13 protein-coding genes are annotated in these 14832 nt (G+C 70.3%); 6 read left to right on the forward strand and 7 right to left on the reverse strand.

What is annotated here, in order from left to right; translation table 11 throughout:
• Positions 1 to 113 precede the first annotated feature (113 nt).
• From DP107_RS12585 to DP107_RS12595, 3 genes are all read right to left on the reverse strand, one after another.
• Positions 114 to 1766, reverse strand: a complete 1653-nt coding sequence (locus DP107_RS12585) for a GMC family oxidoreductase (protein ID WP_144262504.1) — start codon at positions 1764 to 1766, stop codon at positions 114 to 116.
• 51 nt (positions 1767 to 1817) lie between these two features.
• Positions 1818 to 2588 (reverse strand): fumarylacetoacetate hydrolase family protein, encoded by a 771-nt coding sequence (locus DP107_RS12590; protein ID WP_144262505.1) that lies wholly within the window; start codon positions 2586 to 2588, stop codon positions 1818 to 1820.
• A gap of 287 nt (positions 2589 to 2875) precedes the next feature.
• Complete coding sequence (locus tag DP107_RS12595) at positions 2876 to 4843, reverse strand: AMP-dependent synthetase/ligase (RefSeq protein WP_144262506.1); 1968 nt, start codon at positions 4841 to 4843, stop codon at positions 2876 to 2878.
• A 203-nt stretch (positions 4844 to 5046) separates the two neighbouring features.
• Between DP107_RS12595 and DP107_RS12600 the strand changes: the two genes are divergently transcribed.
• From DP107_RS12600 to DP107_RS12615, 4 genes are all read left to right on the forward strand, one after another.
• Positions 5047 to 5790, forward strand: a complete 744-nt coding sequence (locus DP107_RS12600) for a CehA/McbA family metallohydrolase (protein WP_144262507.1) — start codon at positions 5047 to 5049, stop codon at positions 5788 to 5790.
• A 46-nt stretch (positions 5791 to 5836) separates the two neighbouring features.
• Positions 5837 to 6295: a hypothetical protein gene (locus DP107_RS12605; protein ID WP_144262508.1), complete on the forward strand. Its 459-nt coding sequence runs from the start codon at positions 5837 to 5839 to the stop codon at positions 6293 to 6295.
• Between the two features lie 32 nt (positions 6296 to 6327).
• Positions 6328 to 6768, forward strand: a complete 441-nt coding sequence (locus DP107_RS12610; protein WP_144262509.1) for an Hsp20/alpha crystallin family protein — start codon at positions 6328 to 6330, stop codon at positions 6766 to 6768.
• A gap of 168 nt (positions 6769 to 6936) precedes the next feature.
• Positions 6937 to 8940 carry an AMP-dependent synthetase/ligase gene (locus DP107_RS12615; protein ID WP_144262510.1) on the forward strand — a complete coding sequence of 668 codons (2004 nt, stop codon included), beginning with the start codon at positions 6937 to 6939 and terminating at the stop codon, positions 8938 to 8940.
• 23 nt (positions 8941 to 8963) lie between these two features.
• On the opposite strand, the gene DP107_RS12620 is transcribed toward DP107_RS12615, so the two are convergent.
• Positions 8964 to 9641: an HAD family hydrolase gene (locus DP107_RS12620; protein ID WP_144262511.1), complete on the reverse strand. Its 678-nt coding sequence runs from the start codon at positions 9639 to 9641 to the stop codon at positions 8964 to 8966.
• Between the two features lie 48 nt (positions 9642 to 9689).
• Entirely contained in the window at positions 9690 to 10733 is a 1044-nt protein-coding gene (aglJ, locus tag DP107_RS12625) for an S-layer glycoprotein N-glycosyltransferase AglJ (RefSeq protein ID WP_144262512.1), read from the reverse strand.
• A 288-nt stretch (positions 10734 to 11021) separates the two neighbouring features.
• On the opposite strand from aglJ, the gene DP107_RS12630 reads away from it, so the two are divergent.
• Together DP107_RS12630 and DP107_RS12635 are read left to right on the forward strand one after the other, a co-directional pair.
• The gene (locus tag DP107_RS12630) at positions 11022 to 11888 is read left to right on the forward strand and encodes a TrmB family transcriptional regulator (RefSeq protein WP_144262513.1); all 867 of its coding nucleotides are present in this window, start codon (positions 11022 to 11024) and stop codon (positions 11886 to 11888) included.
• Positions 11889 to 11949: 61 nt separating this feature from the next.
• Positions 11950 to 13200, forward strand: a complete 1251-nt coding sequence (locus DP107_RS12635; RefSeq protein ID WP_144262514.1) for a CaiB/BaiF CoA transferase family protein — start codon at positions 11950 to 11952, stop codon at positions 13198 to 13200.
• Positions 13201 to 13372: 172 nt separating this feature from the next.
• Here DP107_RS12635 and DP107_RS12640 read toward each other — a convergent pair whose 3' ends face one another.
• Both DP107_RS12640 and DP107_RS12645 read right to left on the reverse strand, forming a co-directional pair.
• The gene (locus DP107_RS12640; protein ID WP_144262515.1) at positions 13373 to 13930 is read right to left on the reverse strand and encodes an NUDIX domain-containing protein; all 558 of its coding nucleotides are present in this window, start codon (positions 13928 to 13930) and stop codon (positions 13373 to 13375) included.
• Between the two features lie 2 nt (positions 13931 to 13932).
• The gene (locus DP107_RS12645) at positions 13933 to 14826 is read right to left on the reverse strand and encodes a bifunctional methylenetetrahydrofolate dehydrogenase/methenyltetrahydrofolate cyclohydrolase (protein ID WP_144262516.1); all 894 of its coding nucleotides are present in this window, start codon (positions 14824 to 14826) and stop codon (positions 13933 to 13935) included.
• Positions 14827 to 14832: the final 6 nt, after the last annotated feature.

Genomic DNA, 14832 nt, shown 5'->3' on the forward strand with positions numbered 1-14832 from the left:
ATCCGAGATAGGGGCCGTATCGTCCGGTAATTACTGGGACTGGCCCGTAATACCACCCCTGAAGGCCGGAACGTGCTGGGTACCGCCGAAGTCGCGGGGCGGAGCGCCTCCCCTCAGAGGTCCGCCCGCAGGTGACTCGCGCATTTCAGCGCCAGCGCGGCGATGGTCAGGGTCGGGTTCATCGCGCCGCCCGTCGGGAAGGTCGACGACCCGACCAGCGAGAGGTTCGAGAGCTCGTGGGTCCGCAGGCGGGCGTCGACGACGCCCGCCGCCGGGTCGGCGTGCATCCGGGTGGCGCCCATCTGGTGGTATGCCGGGCCGGTGCCGTCCGGGGTCACCGTCGACTCGACCGTCGCGCCGAGTTCGCGCATGATGCGTACCTGGATGTCGAGCGCCCGCTCCATCGTCCGCTCCGTCCGGGCGTCGAGCGACCACTGGACGTCGGGGACGGGATTGCCGTGGTCGTCCGTCCGTGAGGGGTCCAGCGTGACGCGGTTCTCCTTGCGCGGGAGCTGGCCGACGAGCCCGCCCATCGCGATGTGGGTGCCGTAGGCGCCCTGTAGCCCGTCCAGCAGGTCGTCGCCGAACTCCTCGGCGTCCATCGCGAGCTCGACCGGCGAGGGCCCGGCGTAGTTGAGGAACTCCAGCTTGAACGGGCCGAGGTCCGCGTCGCTCCCCGGAATCCCCCCGTCTGCCCCCTCGGTCGCGCGACCGGGGTCGTCGTAGAACGCGTGGCTCTCGCTGGTGAGGAAGCCGATGTGGTTCTGCCGGGTCGGCTCGTCCAGCCGGCCGCCCGCGCCGACGAACAGGTGGTCCATGAAGCCGCGGCCGACCCAGCCGGAGCCGTTGGCGAGGCCGTCGGGGTGGCCGCGGTCGGCGTCCGCCGAGAGCAGGAGCAGGCGCGGGGTCTCCACGCCGCCGGCGGCGACGACGAACTGGCGGGCCGCCTGTCGGTGCTCGCGCCCGTCCGGGGTGGCGTAGACGGCGGCCTCGACCGTCGAACCGTCCCGCGACGGGACGAGCCGCTGGACCGGCGCCCGGTCGATGAGGCGCGCACCGGCCTCGACTGCGGCGTCGGCGGTGTGATCGGCGCTGTACTTCGCGCCGGAGGGGCAGACCGGCTTGCAGGTGCCGTAGCCGGCACACGCCGACCGGCCGTCGTGGGGCTCGGAGTTGCGGGCGTTCGGGACGGTGTGGGTGGCGACGCCGAGCCGCTCGCAGGCCTCGGCGAACAGGGCGTCGGAGTAGGAGGGCTCGAAGGCGGGCATCGGGAACGGCTCCTCGCGGGGCGGCGCGAACGGGTTGTCACTGGCGCCGGCCACACCGAGCGCCGCCTCCGCGTCGGCGTAGAACGGCCGCAGGTCGTCGTACGAGAGCGGCCAGTCGACGCCCACGCCGTCCACGGTCGCCCGGCGGAAGTCGTCCTCGTGGAGCCGCATCACCATCCCCTGCCAGTGGAGCGTCGACCCGCCGACACCCTTCACCCGGGCCCGGTTCAGCGGGTAGTGGCGGTCGCCGGTCGAGCTGTAGGCGTCGCGCTCGCCCCCCATCCCCCAGACGTCGCCGCCGTCGAACGCCGGCCGGATGGCCCGCTCCATCCGCTTCAGGCGGTCCTCCCGGTCGAACCACGGACCGGCCTCCAGCACGACGACCTCGTGGCCGGCCGCAGCGAGTTCGCGGGCGACGAGCGCGCCGGCCGGGCCGCTCCCGACGACGCAGGCGTCGACCCGCTCGCTCGGCGTCCGGTCGCGGCCGTCGCTGGTCACACCGACCGATTAGGCGAACCTAAACTTAGGCGTTGGCATCCGGGACGGGGCTCAGGGGATCGACATCTCGTTCCGGAGCGTGCCGACCCCCTCGACCACCACCTCGACGGTGTCGCCGTCGGACAGCGGCCCGACCCCGGCCGGCGTCCCCGTGGAGATGACGTCGCCGGGCTCCAGGGTGAGGGAGGCCGTGACCTCCTCGATGAGCTCCGCGACGGGGAAGATGAACTCCTCGCGGCTGGAGGACTGGCGGGTCTCCCCGTTCACGCGGCACTCGACGGTCGCGTCGGGGGGGACCTCCTCCGGGGTCGCGAGCACCGGCCCCAGCGGGCAGGCGTCGTCGAACGCCTTCCCCCGGACCCAGTTCTGCTCGACGGCCTGGTCGTCCCGGTTCGAGAGATCGTTGACGCAGGTGAACCCCGCGATGACCGACTCGGCGCCCTCGGCGGTCACGTTCCGGGCGCGCTCGCCGATGACCACCCCGAGTTCGGCCTCGTGGTCGATGCGCTCCTTCCCGGGCAGGAGTTCGACGGGCGCGCCGTGCGAGGTGACGGTGTTCGGCGTCTTGAGGAACAGGAGCGGCCGGTCGGGGAGCTCCTTGCCCTGCTCGGCGGCGTGGTCCGCGTAGTTGAGCCCCACGCAGACGACCTTGGAGGGGTCACACGGGGGCAGAACCGCCACGTCGGCCGCTGCCACCGGGTCGGGGGCGAGGTCGAGGCGGCTGCTGGCCCCCGGGAAGGGGGTGATCTCGGCCCCGTCCTCGCCGGTCCACTCGCCGGTGCGGACATCACCCGAGGCGTCGCGGAAACGGACGTATCGCATGGTCGGGCGCTCGGGCGGTCGGGAATTATGCGTTGTGCTGTCCGGCGGTCCGGCCAGCGACCCGACCCGTCGGGACTCCATGGACCGGCTACTCGCCCCGTTCGATGTGAGGCCGCCCGGCCGATGTCGGTTTCCGTGTTCATGTAGAACCCGTGTGGATATACCGAGTATTGAGTCAATATACGTGCTATATACGGGTTACTCTGCCGGTTCCCGCCGAAGAGCCCAGACCGTGATACCGAAGCCACGGGCGAGGCGCGCCGCGAGCTGGTCGGGTATAGCTGAACTCAGCCGGAGACCTCCCCGGGCGGCTTGTCGTAGATGTCGGCGATGGCCTCGCGGTTCTCGGCGACGATGTCGCGCCGTTTCTTCTTCATCGACGGGGTGAGCAGGTCGTTGTCCGCGGTCCACTCCCGCGGGACGAGGCGGAACTCCTTGACCGTCTCGTGGTGGCCGAGTCGCCCGTTGATACCGTCGATCTCCTCGCCGACCCATCCGCGGACGCGCTCGTCGCGACAGATCTCGACGGGGTCGTCGGGCAGGTCGATCCCCTCGTCGTCGGCCCAATCCTCGAGCCGGTCGAAGTTCGGCACCACGATGGCGCCGATGAACTTCTGGTCCTGCCCGACGACCATGATCTGGTCGACCCGGGCGGAGGTGGCGAACTCGTCCTCGATGGGTTCGGGGGCGATGTTCTTCCCAGTGTCGAGCACGATGAGCTGCTTGACGCGGTCGACGAAGGTGAAGTAGCCGCCCTCGTCGACGGCGACCACGTCGCCGGTCCGGAAGTAGCCGTCCTCGGTGAACGCCGCCTCGGTCCTGTCCGGCTTGTTCCAGTAGCCGTCCGTGATGTTGGGCCCCTTCACCAGGAGTTCGCCGACGTCGCCAGTCTCGGCCTTCTTCTGCTCCGGGCCGACGACCGACCCGTCGAGCCGGTAGTCGACCGCGGAGAGGGCCGGGCCCATCGTCCCCACGCGGATGTCCTCCGGCGGGTTCAGCGAGATGACCGGCGCGGACTCGGTCATCCCGTAGCCCTCGAGGATGGTGAGCCCCATCGCGCGGTACATCTTGGCCAGCCCCTTCGACAGCGAGCCGCCGCCGCTGATGAACAGCTCGACGTTCCCGCCGAGGGTCTCCCGTACCTTGGAGAAGACCAACCTGTCGGCGAGTTGCATCTTCAGTCGGAGCCTGACGCCCGGTGACTCGGCGTCGTCGTACGCCTTCGCGGTCTCGACCGACCACTCGAAGATCCGCTTGCCGATATCGGACTCCGAGGCCTGCTCGCGCATCCGGTCGAAGATGCGCTCGTACACGCGTGGGACCGACGCCGCGCCGTCGGGCTCGACCTGCGCCATGTCCTCACCGACGGTGTCCGGCGACTCGGCGTAGGCGATGGTGAGCCCGGCGCCCAACTGGACGAAATGGTTGAACCGTTCGAAGACGTGCGCCAGCGGCAGGAAGGAGAGGACGGTCATCCCGTGCTCCATCGTCGGGACGTCGTCGGGCTTGTCCGGCCGGGGGCCGACGCGGCGCCAGACGGTGTTGATCGCCTCCCGGAGGTTCTCGTGGGTGAGCTGCACGCCCTTCGGGTCGCCGGTCGTCCCGGAGGTGTAGACCAGCGACGCCAGGTCGTCGTACGAGCGGTTGGTCACCCACTCGTCGACCTGGCCGGACTCGCGCCCGGTCTCGCCCATCGCGTGGACCTCCGCGAGCGTGTAGACGTCATCGCGGTCGGCGTACTCGCCGGCCTCGTCCAGCGTGACGATGAACTCCAGGTCGAGCCCGGCCTCGACGTCGGTGATGGTCTCGACCAGTTCGGGCGTCCCCGCGATGACGCCGCTGGCGCCGGGGTCGTCCAGCAGGTACTCCACCTGTGGCTCGCTCGACTCCGTGTAGACGGTCGTCACGACGCCCTCGGCGGCCTGGACCGCCAGGTCGGCCTGGATCCACTCCGGCCGGGTGTCGGCGTACAACCCCACGCGGTCGCCCGGCTCCATGCCGAGTTCGCGGAACCCGACTGCCAGGTTCCGGACGATGCGACCGACCTCCGCGTAGGAGAGGATGCCGTACTCGCCGGCCGGCGGCTCGGGTGCCACGCCGGGCGTCATCGAACGGTCCCCGAGCCCACCCTTGTACTGCTGGCACGGCGCGTCGCCGTGTCGGTCGACCGACCCCAGGAACAGTGCCGGGACCGTGTTCCGTCCGATGACCTCGTCCTCGTACCCCAGTTCGGCCTCCGTCCAGTCCCCAGTCATGAGCGGTCTCTGGGATGGTCCCCACTTAACGCTGCCCAAACGACGAAACCGAACACGCGTTTAGAATGGTCGATCGGCACAGCGGCCGGAGCGCCGTCGAGCGGTGCGCCCACGCCCCGGGCGCCGCCGTGTGGTTCGGTCCGCCCGGGCGGACCGTCGGCCGGCCGGCGGCCTTTTGCAGCCACCCCCCGTATCGGAGCGCGATGGAGGACGAGTCGTTCTGCGTCGACCCGCACGTCCACTCCGAGGGCTCATACGACGGGCGGGAACCGGTCGAGCTACTGCTGGAGCACGCCGCCGACATCGGGCTGGACTGCATCGTCGTGACCGACCACGACGACATCGACGACTCGCTGCGTGCGGCCCGGCTCGCACCGTCGTACGGCCTCGTCGGGGTGCCAGGGGTCGAGGTGTCCACCGCGGACGGCCACCTGCTCGCCATCGGCGTGACGGAGTGCCCACCGCCCGGCCGACCGCTCCCGGACACGGTGGCGGCGGTCCGGGCGCAGGGCGGCGTCGCGGTCGTCCCGCACCCGTTCCAGCGGACGCGCCACGGCGTCCCGCGCCGACGGCTCGCGGGCATCGACGTGGACGGCATCGAGACGTACAACGCCTGGCTGTTCACCGGGTACCGGAACCGCCGTGCGGCCGCCTTCGCGCGACGGTACGACCACGCCGACCTCGCTGGTAGTGACGCTCACCGGGTCGGGACGGTCGGCCGCGCCTACACCGCGCTCGAGCTCCCCACCGACGGGAGTGTGACCCCCGACGACGTGGTGGCGGCCATCCGCCGTGGCGACACCGCCGTCCACGGCCGCCGCGCACCGCTCGCCCGCTGCGCCGGCCACTACCTGAAGGGCGCCGCCCGGAAGGTCCGTTACGCGCTCCGGAAGGCGCCCCGGTCCGCCGTGGCGGCGGTCCCGGGACTGCCGGGGCGCCACGGCTGAGCCGGCGCCGGCAACGGTTCTGTGGCTCCGATCTGTGCCATCACGCGTGCGCCGCCGCCATGCCCTCCGCCTCGATGGGGCCGGTCTCTTCGGCCTCCTGACGACGAGTGCGGACTGTGCCGCACTCTCCGGCGCCGCCACCGCCCCGATGAGATTCGACAACGACACGCGGTCCGCGGTCCGGTCCGAGATCCGGACGGCCCTCGAAGACGGCCCGTTCTCCCGTGATATCGAGGTCGCCCTCCCGGACACCGGCGAGGCCAATGACCCCTGGCTCAGGGAGGTGTTCGTCGACGAGGGGAGTGACCGGGTGACGGCCACGACGGCCGAGCACTCGGCCGAGACGACGGTCACACCCCCGTCGCGTGACCGGGACTATCCCGTCGTGACGGCGCAGCCGTCGGGGCGGTCACTACAGGCGCTCGAACGGCAAGACCGGCAGGCAGAGTCCTCGATGCCGTTTTTGCCACAGCGCGTCGAGTTAGCAGTGCTCCTGCCGACTTAATATCCCGAGTGACCTACAGGTGGTGAGTGAGAATGACACCACGACGAACCCCCTTCGACGGGATGGAGAGCATGATGAGCCGGATGTTCCACACCGTGTGGCGCGACCTCGAGAGCGGTGTCGGCATGGGCTACGACGGCGAGGGCCGGATGGGCCGTGGCGACATCCACCTCACCATCGAGGCGGGCGACGACGGCTACGTCGTCCTCGCGGATCTGCCGGGCTTCGAGCGCGACGGGATCGACCTCCGGTTCGAGAACGGCGCCCTCACCATCGAGGCCGAGCACACGGTCGACGAGGACGACGAGACGATGAGCCACACCCGGTCCCGGAGCGCCTTCGAGCGCGTCCACCTCCTCACCCGCGACATCGCCGTGGCGGAGATCGAGGCCAGCTACCACAACGGCGTCCTCGAGATCCACGTCCCGGTGACCGACGCGGACGAGGGCGCCCACCGCATCGACATCGACTGAGGACGGACGGTCCACACGGTGGATGTCTCGGACGCTCCCTCCTCCGCGAGTCGGTCGTCTCAGATACGTTCGAGGCCCGAGTACTCGGTTCGACCGCGCTGTTCCCCGTCGCCGGCGAACGAACGTCACCATTGATTATCCCCGGGACGTTGAGTCAGGTCAACAGACATGTCCGACAGCTCAAACGAGCCGCCGTGGCTCCAGGCGGAGCGCGACTACGAGGACGCGGTCATCGGGACGGACACGATCCCGCGGCTGTTCGAGGAGAGCGCGACCCGCCACGCGGACCGCGAGGCCCAGTGGTACAAGGGTGGGGTGTACGAGCGGTCGCTGGCCGATGGGGTGGTGCCGGCGGCGCCACCGGGCCAGTACGCCGCGCTCACCTACGAGGAGCTACGCAACATCGTCCAGCGGCTCGCCGCCGGACTTCGCGATATCGGCGTCGGGAACGGCGACCGTATCGGCATCTTCGCCGACACGCGGATGGAGTGGGCACAGAGTGACCTCGCGGTCCTCTCGGCCGGCGGCGTCGTCACGACGGTCTACCGCGAGTCGAGCCCTCGCCAGGTCAGCTATCTGCTGGACGACCCCGACGCCGATGGGGTCATCGTGGAGAACGAGGAGCTGCTCGAGCGCGTCATCGAGGTGGAGACGGACCTCGACCTGGAGTTCGTCGTCGTGATGGACGAGCTGGGGACCGAGGCGCCCACGAGCCGGTTCGACGTCCTCACGCTGGCCGATGTGTACGAGCGCGGCGACGCTGCCTTCGACCCGGACGAGTGGGCCTCGTGGCTCGACAGCCGCGACCCCGAGGACCTGGCGAGCCTCATCTACACCTCCGGGACCACCGGCCAGCCCAAGGGGGTCCAGCTGAGCCACGCCAACTTCCGGGCGAACGTCAACGGGGTCCGCAAGCGGTTCGGCCCGCGCCCGGACAAGCCCGACGACGTGCCGACCCTCGATGAGACCGCGCGGTCGCTCTCCTTCCTCCCCCTGGCGCACGTCTTCGAGCGGACCGCGGGTAACTTCGTGATGTTCGCCGCCGGCGGGACCGTCGCCTACGCGGAGTCGACTGATACCGTCTCGGAGGACATCCAGCTCGTCGAGCCGACCACGGCCACGAGCGTCCCGCGGGTGTACCAGCGTATCTTCGACCGGATGCGGGCCCAGGCCGCCGAGTCCGACCTCAGGCAGTCCATCTTCGAGCGCGCCATCGAGATCGGCCGGGAGCACGCCCGCACGGAGGACCCCGGCATCGGACTCCGCCTGAAGCACACGCTCGCCGACCGGCTGGTATTCTCGCAGGTGAAGGAGCAGATGGGCGGCAACGTCGACTTCTTCATCAGCGGCGGCGGCTCGCTCTCCAAGCGCCTCGCCGAGCTGTTCGAGGGGATGGGCCTCCCAATCCTCGAGGGGTACGGTCTCACCGAGACCGCGCCCGTCGTCTCGACGAACCCGCCCGAGGACCCCCGCCCCGGGACGCTCGGCCCCGCGCTGGCCAACGTCGACCTCGACCTCGACAGCTCCGTCATCACCGTCGAACAGGCACAGAAGGCCCGGCCCGACAGCGAGATCGGCGAACTGCTCGTGAAGGGCCCCAACCTCTTCGAGGGCTACTGGGAGAAGCCCGAGGCCACCGCGGACGCCTTCACCGACGACGGCTGGTTCCGGACCGGCGACATCATCGAGCGGACCGCCGACGGCTATCTCGTCTACCACGACCGGCTGAAGCAGTTGCTCGTGCTCGATACGGGGAAGAACGTCGCCCCGGGCCCCATCGAGGACGGCTTCGCCACCTCCGACCGCGTCGAGCAGATCATGGTGATGGGCGACGACGAGAAGTTCGTCTCCGCGCTGGTCGTCCCCGATTTCGAGGCCATCCGCCGGTGGGCCGAGAGCGAGGGGATCGACATCCCGGACACGAACGAGGCGATCTGCCGGGACGACCGTGTCCACGAGTACGTCCAGCAGGAGGTCGACCGCGTCAACGAGGGGTTCGAGAAGTACGAGCGCATCAAGGAGTTCCGGATGGTCCCGGCAGAGTGGACCCCGGAGAACGACCTCCTCACCCCGTCCATGAAGGTGAAGCGCCGGAGGGTGCTCGAACGGTTCTCGGAGGCGTACGACGAGATCTACGGCGAGCAGGCCGCCCGCGCCGCCGCGGACGACTGACCCCGCCCGTCCCCGCTCCCCTCCTACTCCGCTGCGTCCGCGTCGCTCGCCAGCGTCGCGACCGCCTCCAGCCCGTCGACCACGTGAGTCGGCGTGACGTCGGCCGGTACGGTCGGCCGGTGTGACCGGCGGAGGAAGACGGAGTCCAGCCCAGCGCGCTCGGCGGCGACGATATCGCTCGCGCTATCACCGACGTAGAGCCCCGACGAGGCGCCGAGGTCGGCGAGAGCGCGGTTCAGGTAGTGTGGCTCCGGCTTCTTCCGGGTAAGACTCTCGAGGGTCATCGGCCGGCCGTAGTGCGTGTCGAACCGGGCGTCGAGGTCGAAGAAGTCGAGCACGAACGAGACGGTGCTGTGGTGGTTGTTGCTGACGACGGCACGTGGCCCGGCGACGTCGGCCAGGGCACCGATATCGTCGTACGTCGCACGCTCGCCGGCGCGGAACGCGTCGAGCTGTGCGTCCTCGTCGAAGCGCTCCCGGGCTGCCCACAGCGCCGCGGGGTCGAGACCGTACGCCGCCGCGACCGCGTCGAGCTGCTCGACCGTGACGCCGTGCCGGAGGGCCTCGACGTCTTCGGGGGCGACGTCGGCGACGCCAAGGACCTCGAACGCCGCCTCGATGGCCGCGGTTTGTGCCTTGGCCGTCGGTGGTTCGACCAGGACGCCGTCGTTGTCGAAGAGGACCGCATCGTACGGGGACACGAGCCAGCGTACCGGGGCCCGGAGATTGACGCTTTCGGACCGCCCCGGTCAGTCCTCGGTGTCGGCCCCGACCTCCGGGGGCCCGGGGACGGACCGCTCGGCGTCCCCGTCCTGATCGGTCGCGCTGGTTGGCGTCCCGTCGTTCCGGGTCGGCCCGCCGACCGACCCGGTATCGGAGAGCTGCTCGGCCAGCTCCTCCAGACGCCGGGTCTGTTCGCGATTGACCGTGACGATGATGTCGGAGAGGACGCCGAACATGACGAGCTGGACCCCGAGGATGATGCCGGCGGCGGCGACGACAGCGAGCGCCTCGTGGGCGATGCCGTTGACGAGGAAGTCGTAGCCGACGTACGCCGCGACGACGAACCCGACCAGCCCGCTCAGGCTCCCGATGCTCCCGAAGTAGAACAGCGGGTTGTTGGTCTTCGCCAGTTTGTACAGCGTGAGAAAGATGTTGGCGCCGTCCCGCACGGGGTGGAGGTTCGTCTCGGAGTCGTCCGGCCGTGCGCCGTAGGTGATGGGTACGACCGCCGTGTCGGTGCCATGCTTGACCGACTCGACGCTCAGTTCCGTCTCGATGCCGAACCCCTCCGAGCGGAGCGCGTACCGCTCGACCGAGTTGGTGGTGAACGCCCGGTAGCCACTGAGGATGTCCTGGAGGTTCCGGCCATGGATGACGGCGAACGCCCGATTGATGAGGCGGTTGCCGACGCGGTTGAGCCGGGTCATCGCATCCGGTTCCATGTCGGCGAACCGGTCGCCGATGACGTGCTCGGCGCGCCCCTCGAAGATCGGCTCCAGCATCCGGTGTGCCGCCTCCGGGCGGTAGGTCCCGTCCGCGTCCGCCATCAGGACGACCGGTGCGTCGACGTGGTCGAGGCCCTCGCGGACGGCCTGGCCCTTGCCGGACCCGCTCTGCTCGATGACGCGTGCGCCGTGCTCGCGGGCGACCTCCCGGGTCCCGTCCGAGGAGTGGCCGTCGACCACGAGGACGTTCTCGAACCCCTCGCCGCGGAAGCCGTCGACGACGCTCGCGACGGTCTCGACCTCGTCCAGCGTCGGCAGCAGGATGCAGACGTCGTCGCGGTCCATCTACCCGCCGGTCGTCGGGCCGGGCGCAAAAACGCTCCGGCCCGCCCGGTGTCGGCTCACGAACGGGGTGACCGGCCGGTCACTCCGGCCCCTTCCGGCGCTGCTCGCTGAGACGCTCCCAGAGCTCCGCACAGCCACAGCCCGCGCCGACGTCCGCCAGGTGGTCCCGGTCACCGCTGGATGGTGTCATGTTACTCATACCTCGAGTAACTCCTGTGCGATAATAGCTCTTCGGGCGTCCTGCCGCGCCACCGGCGCGTTTACGGTCGCCCCGGGCGAGCGCCCGATATGGCCGACAGGGACGGAACCGACCTGTTCGACGCGCTTGACCTGACGGAGTACGAGGAGACGGCCCTGTCCGACCTGCTGCGGCTCGGGCGGACGACCGCACCGAACCTGGCCGAGGCGACCGGCATCCCGAAGGCACGCATCTACGGTGTCCTCGACGCCCTCGCCGACCGCGGGTTCGTGAAGATCATCCCCGGCCGGCCGAAGGAGTACCAGCCGCGGTCGCCCGCGGAGATCGTCGACCGGGCCAAGGAGAACCGACGACAGGCATACGAGTCCTTCGCGGACGAGCTGGAGACGACGCGCGAGTCGTTCCTCGCGGAGTACGGCCCACGGTTCGATTCCGCGACCGAGAACGTCCGCCCGGGTGAGGAGCTGTTCCACGTCGTCGACGTGGGGGACCCGAGCGAGGCCGAAACCCGCCGCCTCTACCACGAGGCCGACCGCGAGGTCCGCGTCCTCACGAAGTCCTGGGAGTACCTCGACAGCGTGGCGCCGGCGCTCTCGGACGCGCTGGACCGGGGGGTCGCGGTCCGGGTGCTGTTCCTCCATCCGGACCGGTTGAGCGACGAGAACCGGCGCATCCAGGCGGGTATCGTGGAACGACTCGAGGCGGGGTTCCCCGGCGTGGCGTTCCGGTTCGCCACCGGGTCGCTGCCGTGGCGGGGCACGCTCACCGACCCGCCGGCCGACGAGACGGGCACGACGGGGGCCGACGGGGAGGCCATCTTCCTGGTCGAGGAGCCCGAGGTGCCAAACCACATGCGCCAGGCCGCCATCACGGAGAACGAGTCGTTCGTCGCTGGGCTGACACGGTTCTTCGACCTCGTCTGGGCACACGAGTCCGAAGCCCGCCGGGGTGACTGACCGACCGAACTATCCCATCGGGAAGGGCAGGAGTGAACTACTCCCCCGACGGACCCGGCGTATGACCGACGAGGATGCCGACGAGTCCCCGACGCGACCGCGGCAGGGGCCGTTGAACGGGCTCCGTGTGGTGGACTTCTCCGGGATGGTCGCCGGCGGCTTCGCAACGATGACGCTGGCCGACTTCGGCGCGGACGTCGTGGCGGTAGAGCATCCGGACTCCGGCGACCCCATCCGCGACTGGGGCCCCTTCGACCCGGAGTCGGGGATGTCGCTCTGGTGGAAGGCTCTCGGCCGTGGGAAGCGCTGCGTGACCTGCGATCTCTCGACGGCGGAGGGCCGCGCGCTCGCGCTCGACCTCGTCGAGACCGCGGACGTGGTCGTCGAGAACTTCCGTCCCGGGACGATGGAGCGCTGGAACCTCTCCTACGAGGACCTCCGTGCGGTCAACGAGGCGGTGGTCATGGTCCGCATCTCCGGCTACGGCCAGACCGGGCCGCGCGCGGCCCAGCCCGGGTTCGGGACCGTGGCCGAGGCCATGTCCGGGTTCGCCCACGTCAACGGGTTCCCGGACCGCGAGCCGTTGCTCCCGCCCATCCCGCTGGCCGACATGGCCGCCGGGCACTACGCCGTCCAGGCGGCGATGTTCGCGCTGTTCGAGCGGGAGGTCGGCCCCGACGGTGACGGGAGCGGCGAGGGACAGGTGATCGATGTCTCCCTCTACGAGTCGCTGTTCCGGATGTTCCCGGGCGACGTGGAGGCGTACGACCGACTCGGGGAGGTCCGCGAGCGACGGGGTAACCACCACAGCAACGCCGCACCACGGAACGTATACGAGGCGACGGACGGCTACGTGGCCCTCTCCGCGTCGGCACAGTCCATCTTCGAGAACCTCGCCGAGACGGTCGGACATCCGGAACTCGTCGAGGACGAGCGGTTCGCCACGAACGACGCGCGGGTCGAACACGCCGACGAACTGGACGCGTACATCGCGCCGTACATCGCCGAGCGGACGGTCGCGGAGGCGGTCGCGGACCTGGGTGCCGGCGATGCCGTCGTCGCGCCGGTGTACGACGTGAGCGACGTGTTCGCGGACGCGCAGTACGCCGCTCGGGACACCCTCGTCTCCGTGACCGACGAGGACGTGGGGGAGATAACGACCCACGGCGTGGTGCCGCGGTTGACACGGACGCCGGGCTCGGTCGAGCGCCTCGGGCCGCGCCGGGGCCAACACAACGACACCGTCTACGGGGACGAACTGGGGCTGGAGACGGCGGTACTGGCCGACCTCCGGGAACAGGGCGTCATCTGAGTGTGGTGGTTCGGCCGGAGGGATGGCGAACAGGCGGCGCGACCGATGCTCCGGACCGTGCGCCACGCTGGCGGAACCGAACGGCGAGTGGCGTGCTCGCCGGCCGGGTCGGCGGCCCGGAGGCGACTCGTCAGCTCATGGGCCGTCTGGTCCCGCTCCGGTATTTGAAACTTCAGCCCCAGCCGTTGCCGAGGAGCCGACAGAGGAGGTCACGGTCCAGCGTGTCCTCGGGCAGCTCGCTCGCCCACCGGACGGCCTCGATCGCCTCGTCCGCGAGCCCGGGGTCGTTCGCGAGTGCCGTCGACTCGGCTGTCGCGCGATGGATCGCGAACCGGAAGGAGCGTTCATCATCGCCGTGTCGGAGGACGTTCCGGACGACTGCCAGCCGCTCGTCCGGCGTCACGTCGATGCCGGTCTCCTCGCGGACCTCGCGAACTAGCGCCTCGCCGTGGCTCTCGCCGGTTTCCACCTCGCCGCCCGGCAGGAGCCACCGTCCCTCCTCGCGCACGAGCAGCACGCGCCCGTCGTGCTCCACGAGCGCACCGACACCCCACTCCAGGCCGTTCTCGCCGTCGACGCGGTCGCATGCCTCGGCGAACTCCTCGGCGCTCAGCCGGTGGGTCCGCTCGCGTCGGAGTTCGCCGCCCGTCCGCCAGGTCCGGACCGCCGTCTCCGGGTCGCCATCGTCGATGACCGCGTCCGAACCACCGTCCGGCCCGTCGTCGCCCATCGTCAGGGGAGGTCGACGGCCACGCCCGCCTGCTCGCCCGCAGCCTTCACCGTGTTGTAGAGCAGCATCGCGCGGGTCATCGGGCCGACGCCGCCGGGCACCGGCGTGATGGCGTCGGCCTGCTCCGCCGCGCTCTCGTACTCGACGTCCCCGATGAGCTCGTACCCCTTCCCCGTGTCCGCGTCGACGCGGTTGATACCGACGTCGATGACCGTCGCGCCCGGTTTGATCATCGAACCGTCGATCATCTCCGGGACGCCCGCGGCCGCGACGAGGATGTCCGCCTCGCGAGTGTGGGCGGCGAGGTCCTCCGTCCGGGAGTGACAGACCGTCGTGGTGGCGTTGCCCAGGGGCGCCTTCTGGATGAGTAGGTTCGCCATCGGCTTACCGACGATGTCCGAGCGGCCGACGACGACCGCCTCGGCGCCCTCGGTCGCCACCTCGTGCCGTTCGAGCAGTTTCTGGATACCGTGTGGTGTGCAGGGCTTGAACCGGGCGTTCCCGGCGACCATCCGGCCCACGTTCTCCGGGTGGAAGCCGTCCACGTCCTTTGCCGGGTCGATAGCCCGCAGGACCCGGCGCTTGTCGACGTGGTCCGGAACCGGCATCTGGACGAGAATGCCGTTCACGTCGGCCTCCTCGTTGAGGTCGGCGACGGTGTCGAACAGCTCCGCGGCCGGCGCGTCCGGGGGAATCTCGACGTGATGGCTGGTGATGCCGACCTCCTCGCAGTCGCGCTGCTTCATCGAGACGTACGTCTCGCTGGCGGCGTCGTCGCTCATCAGCACGGTCGCGAGCCCCGGCCGGCTGCCGGCGTCCGCGAGCCGCTCGATGGCGTCGGTCAGCCCGTCCCGGATGTCGGCGGCGACGGCGTTCCCGTCGATGACCTCGGTCATGGCCGA

It is taken from the genome of Haloglomus irregulare (assembly GCF_007421925.1).
GTDB lineage: Archaea > Halobacteriota > Halobacteria > Halobacteriales > Haloarculaceae > Haloglomus > Haloglomus irregulare.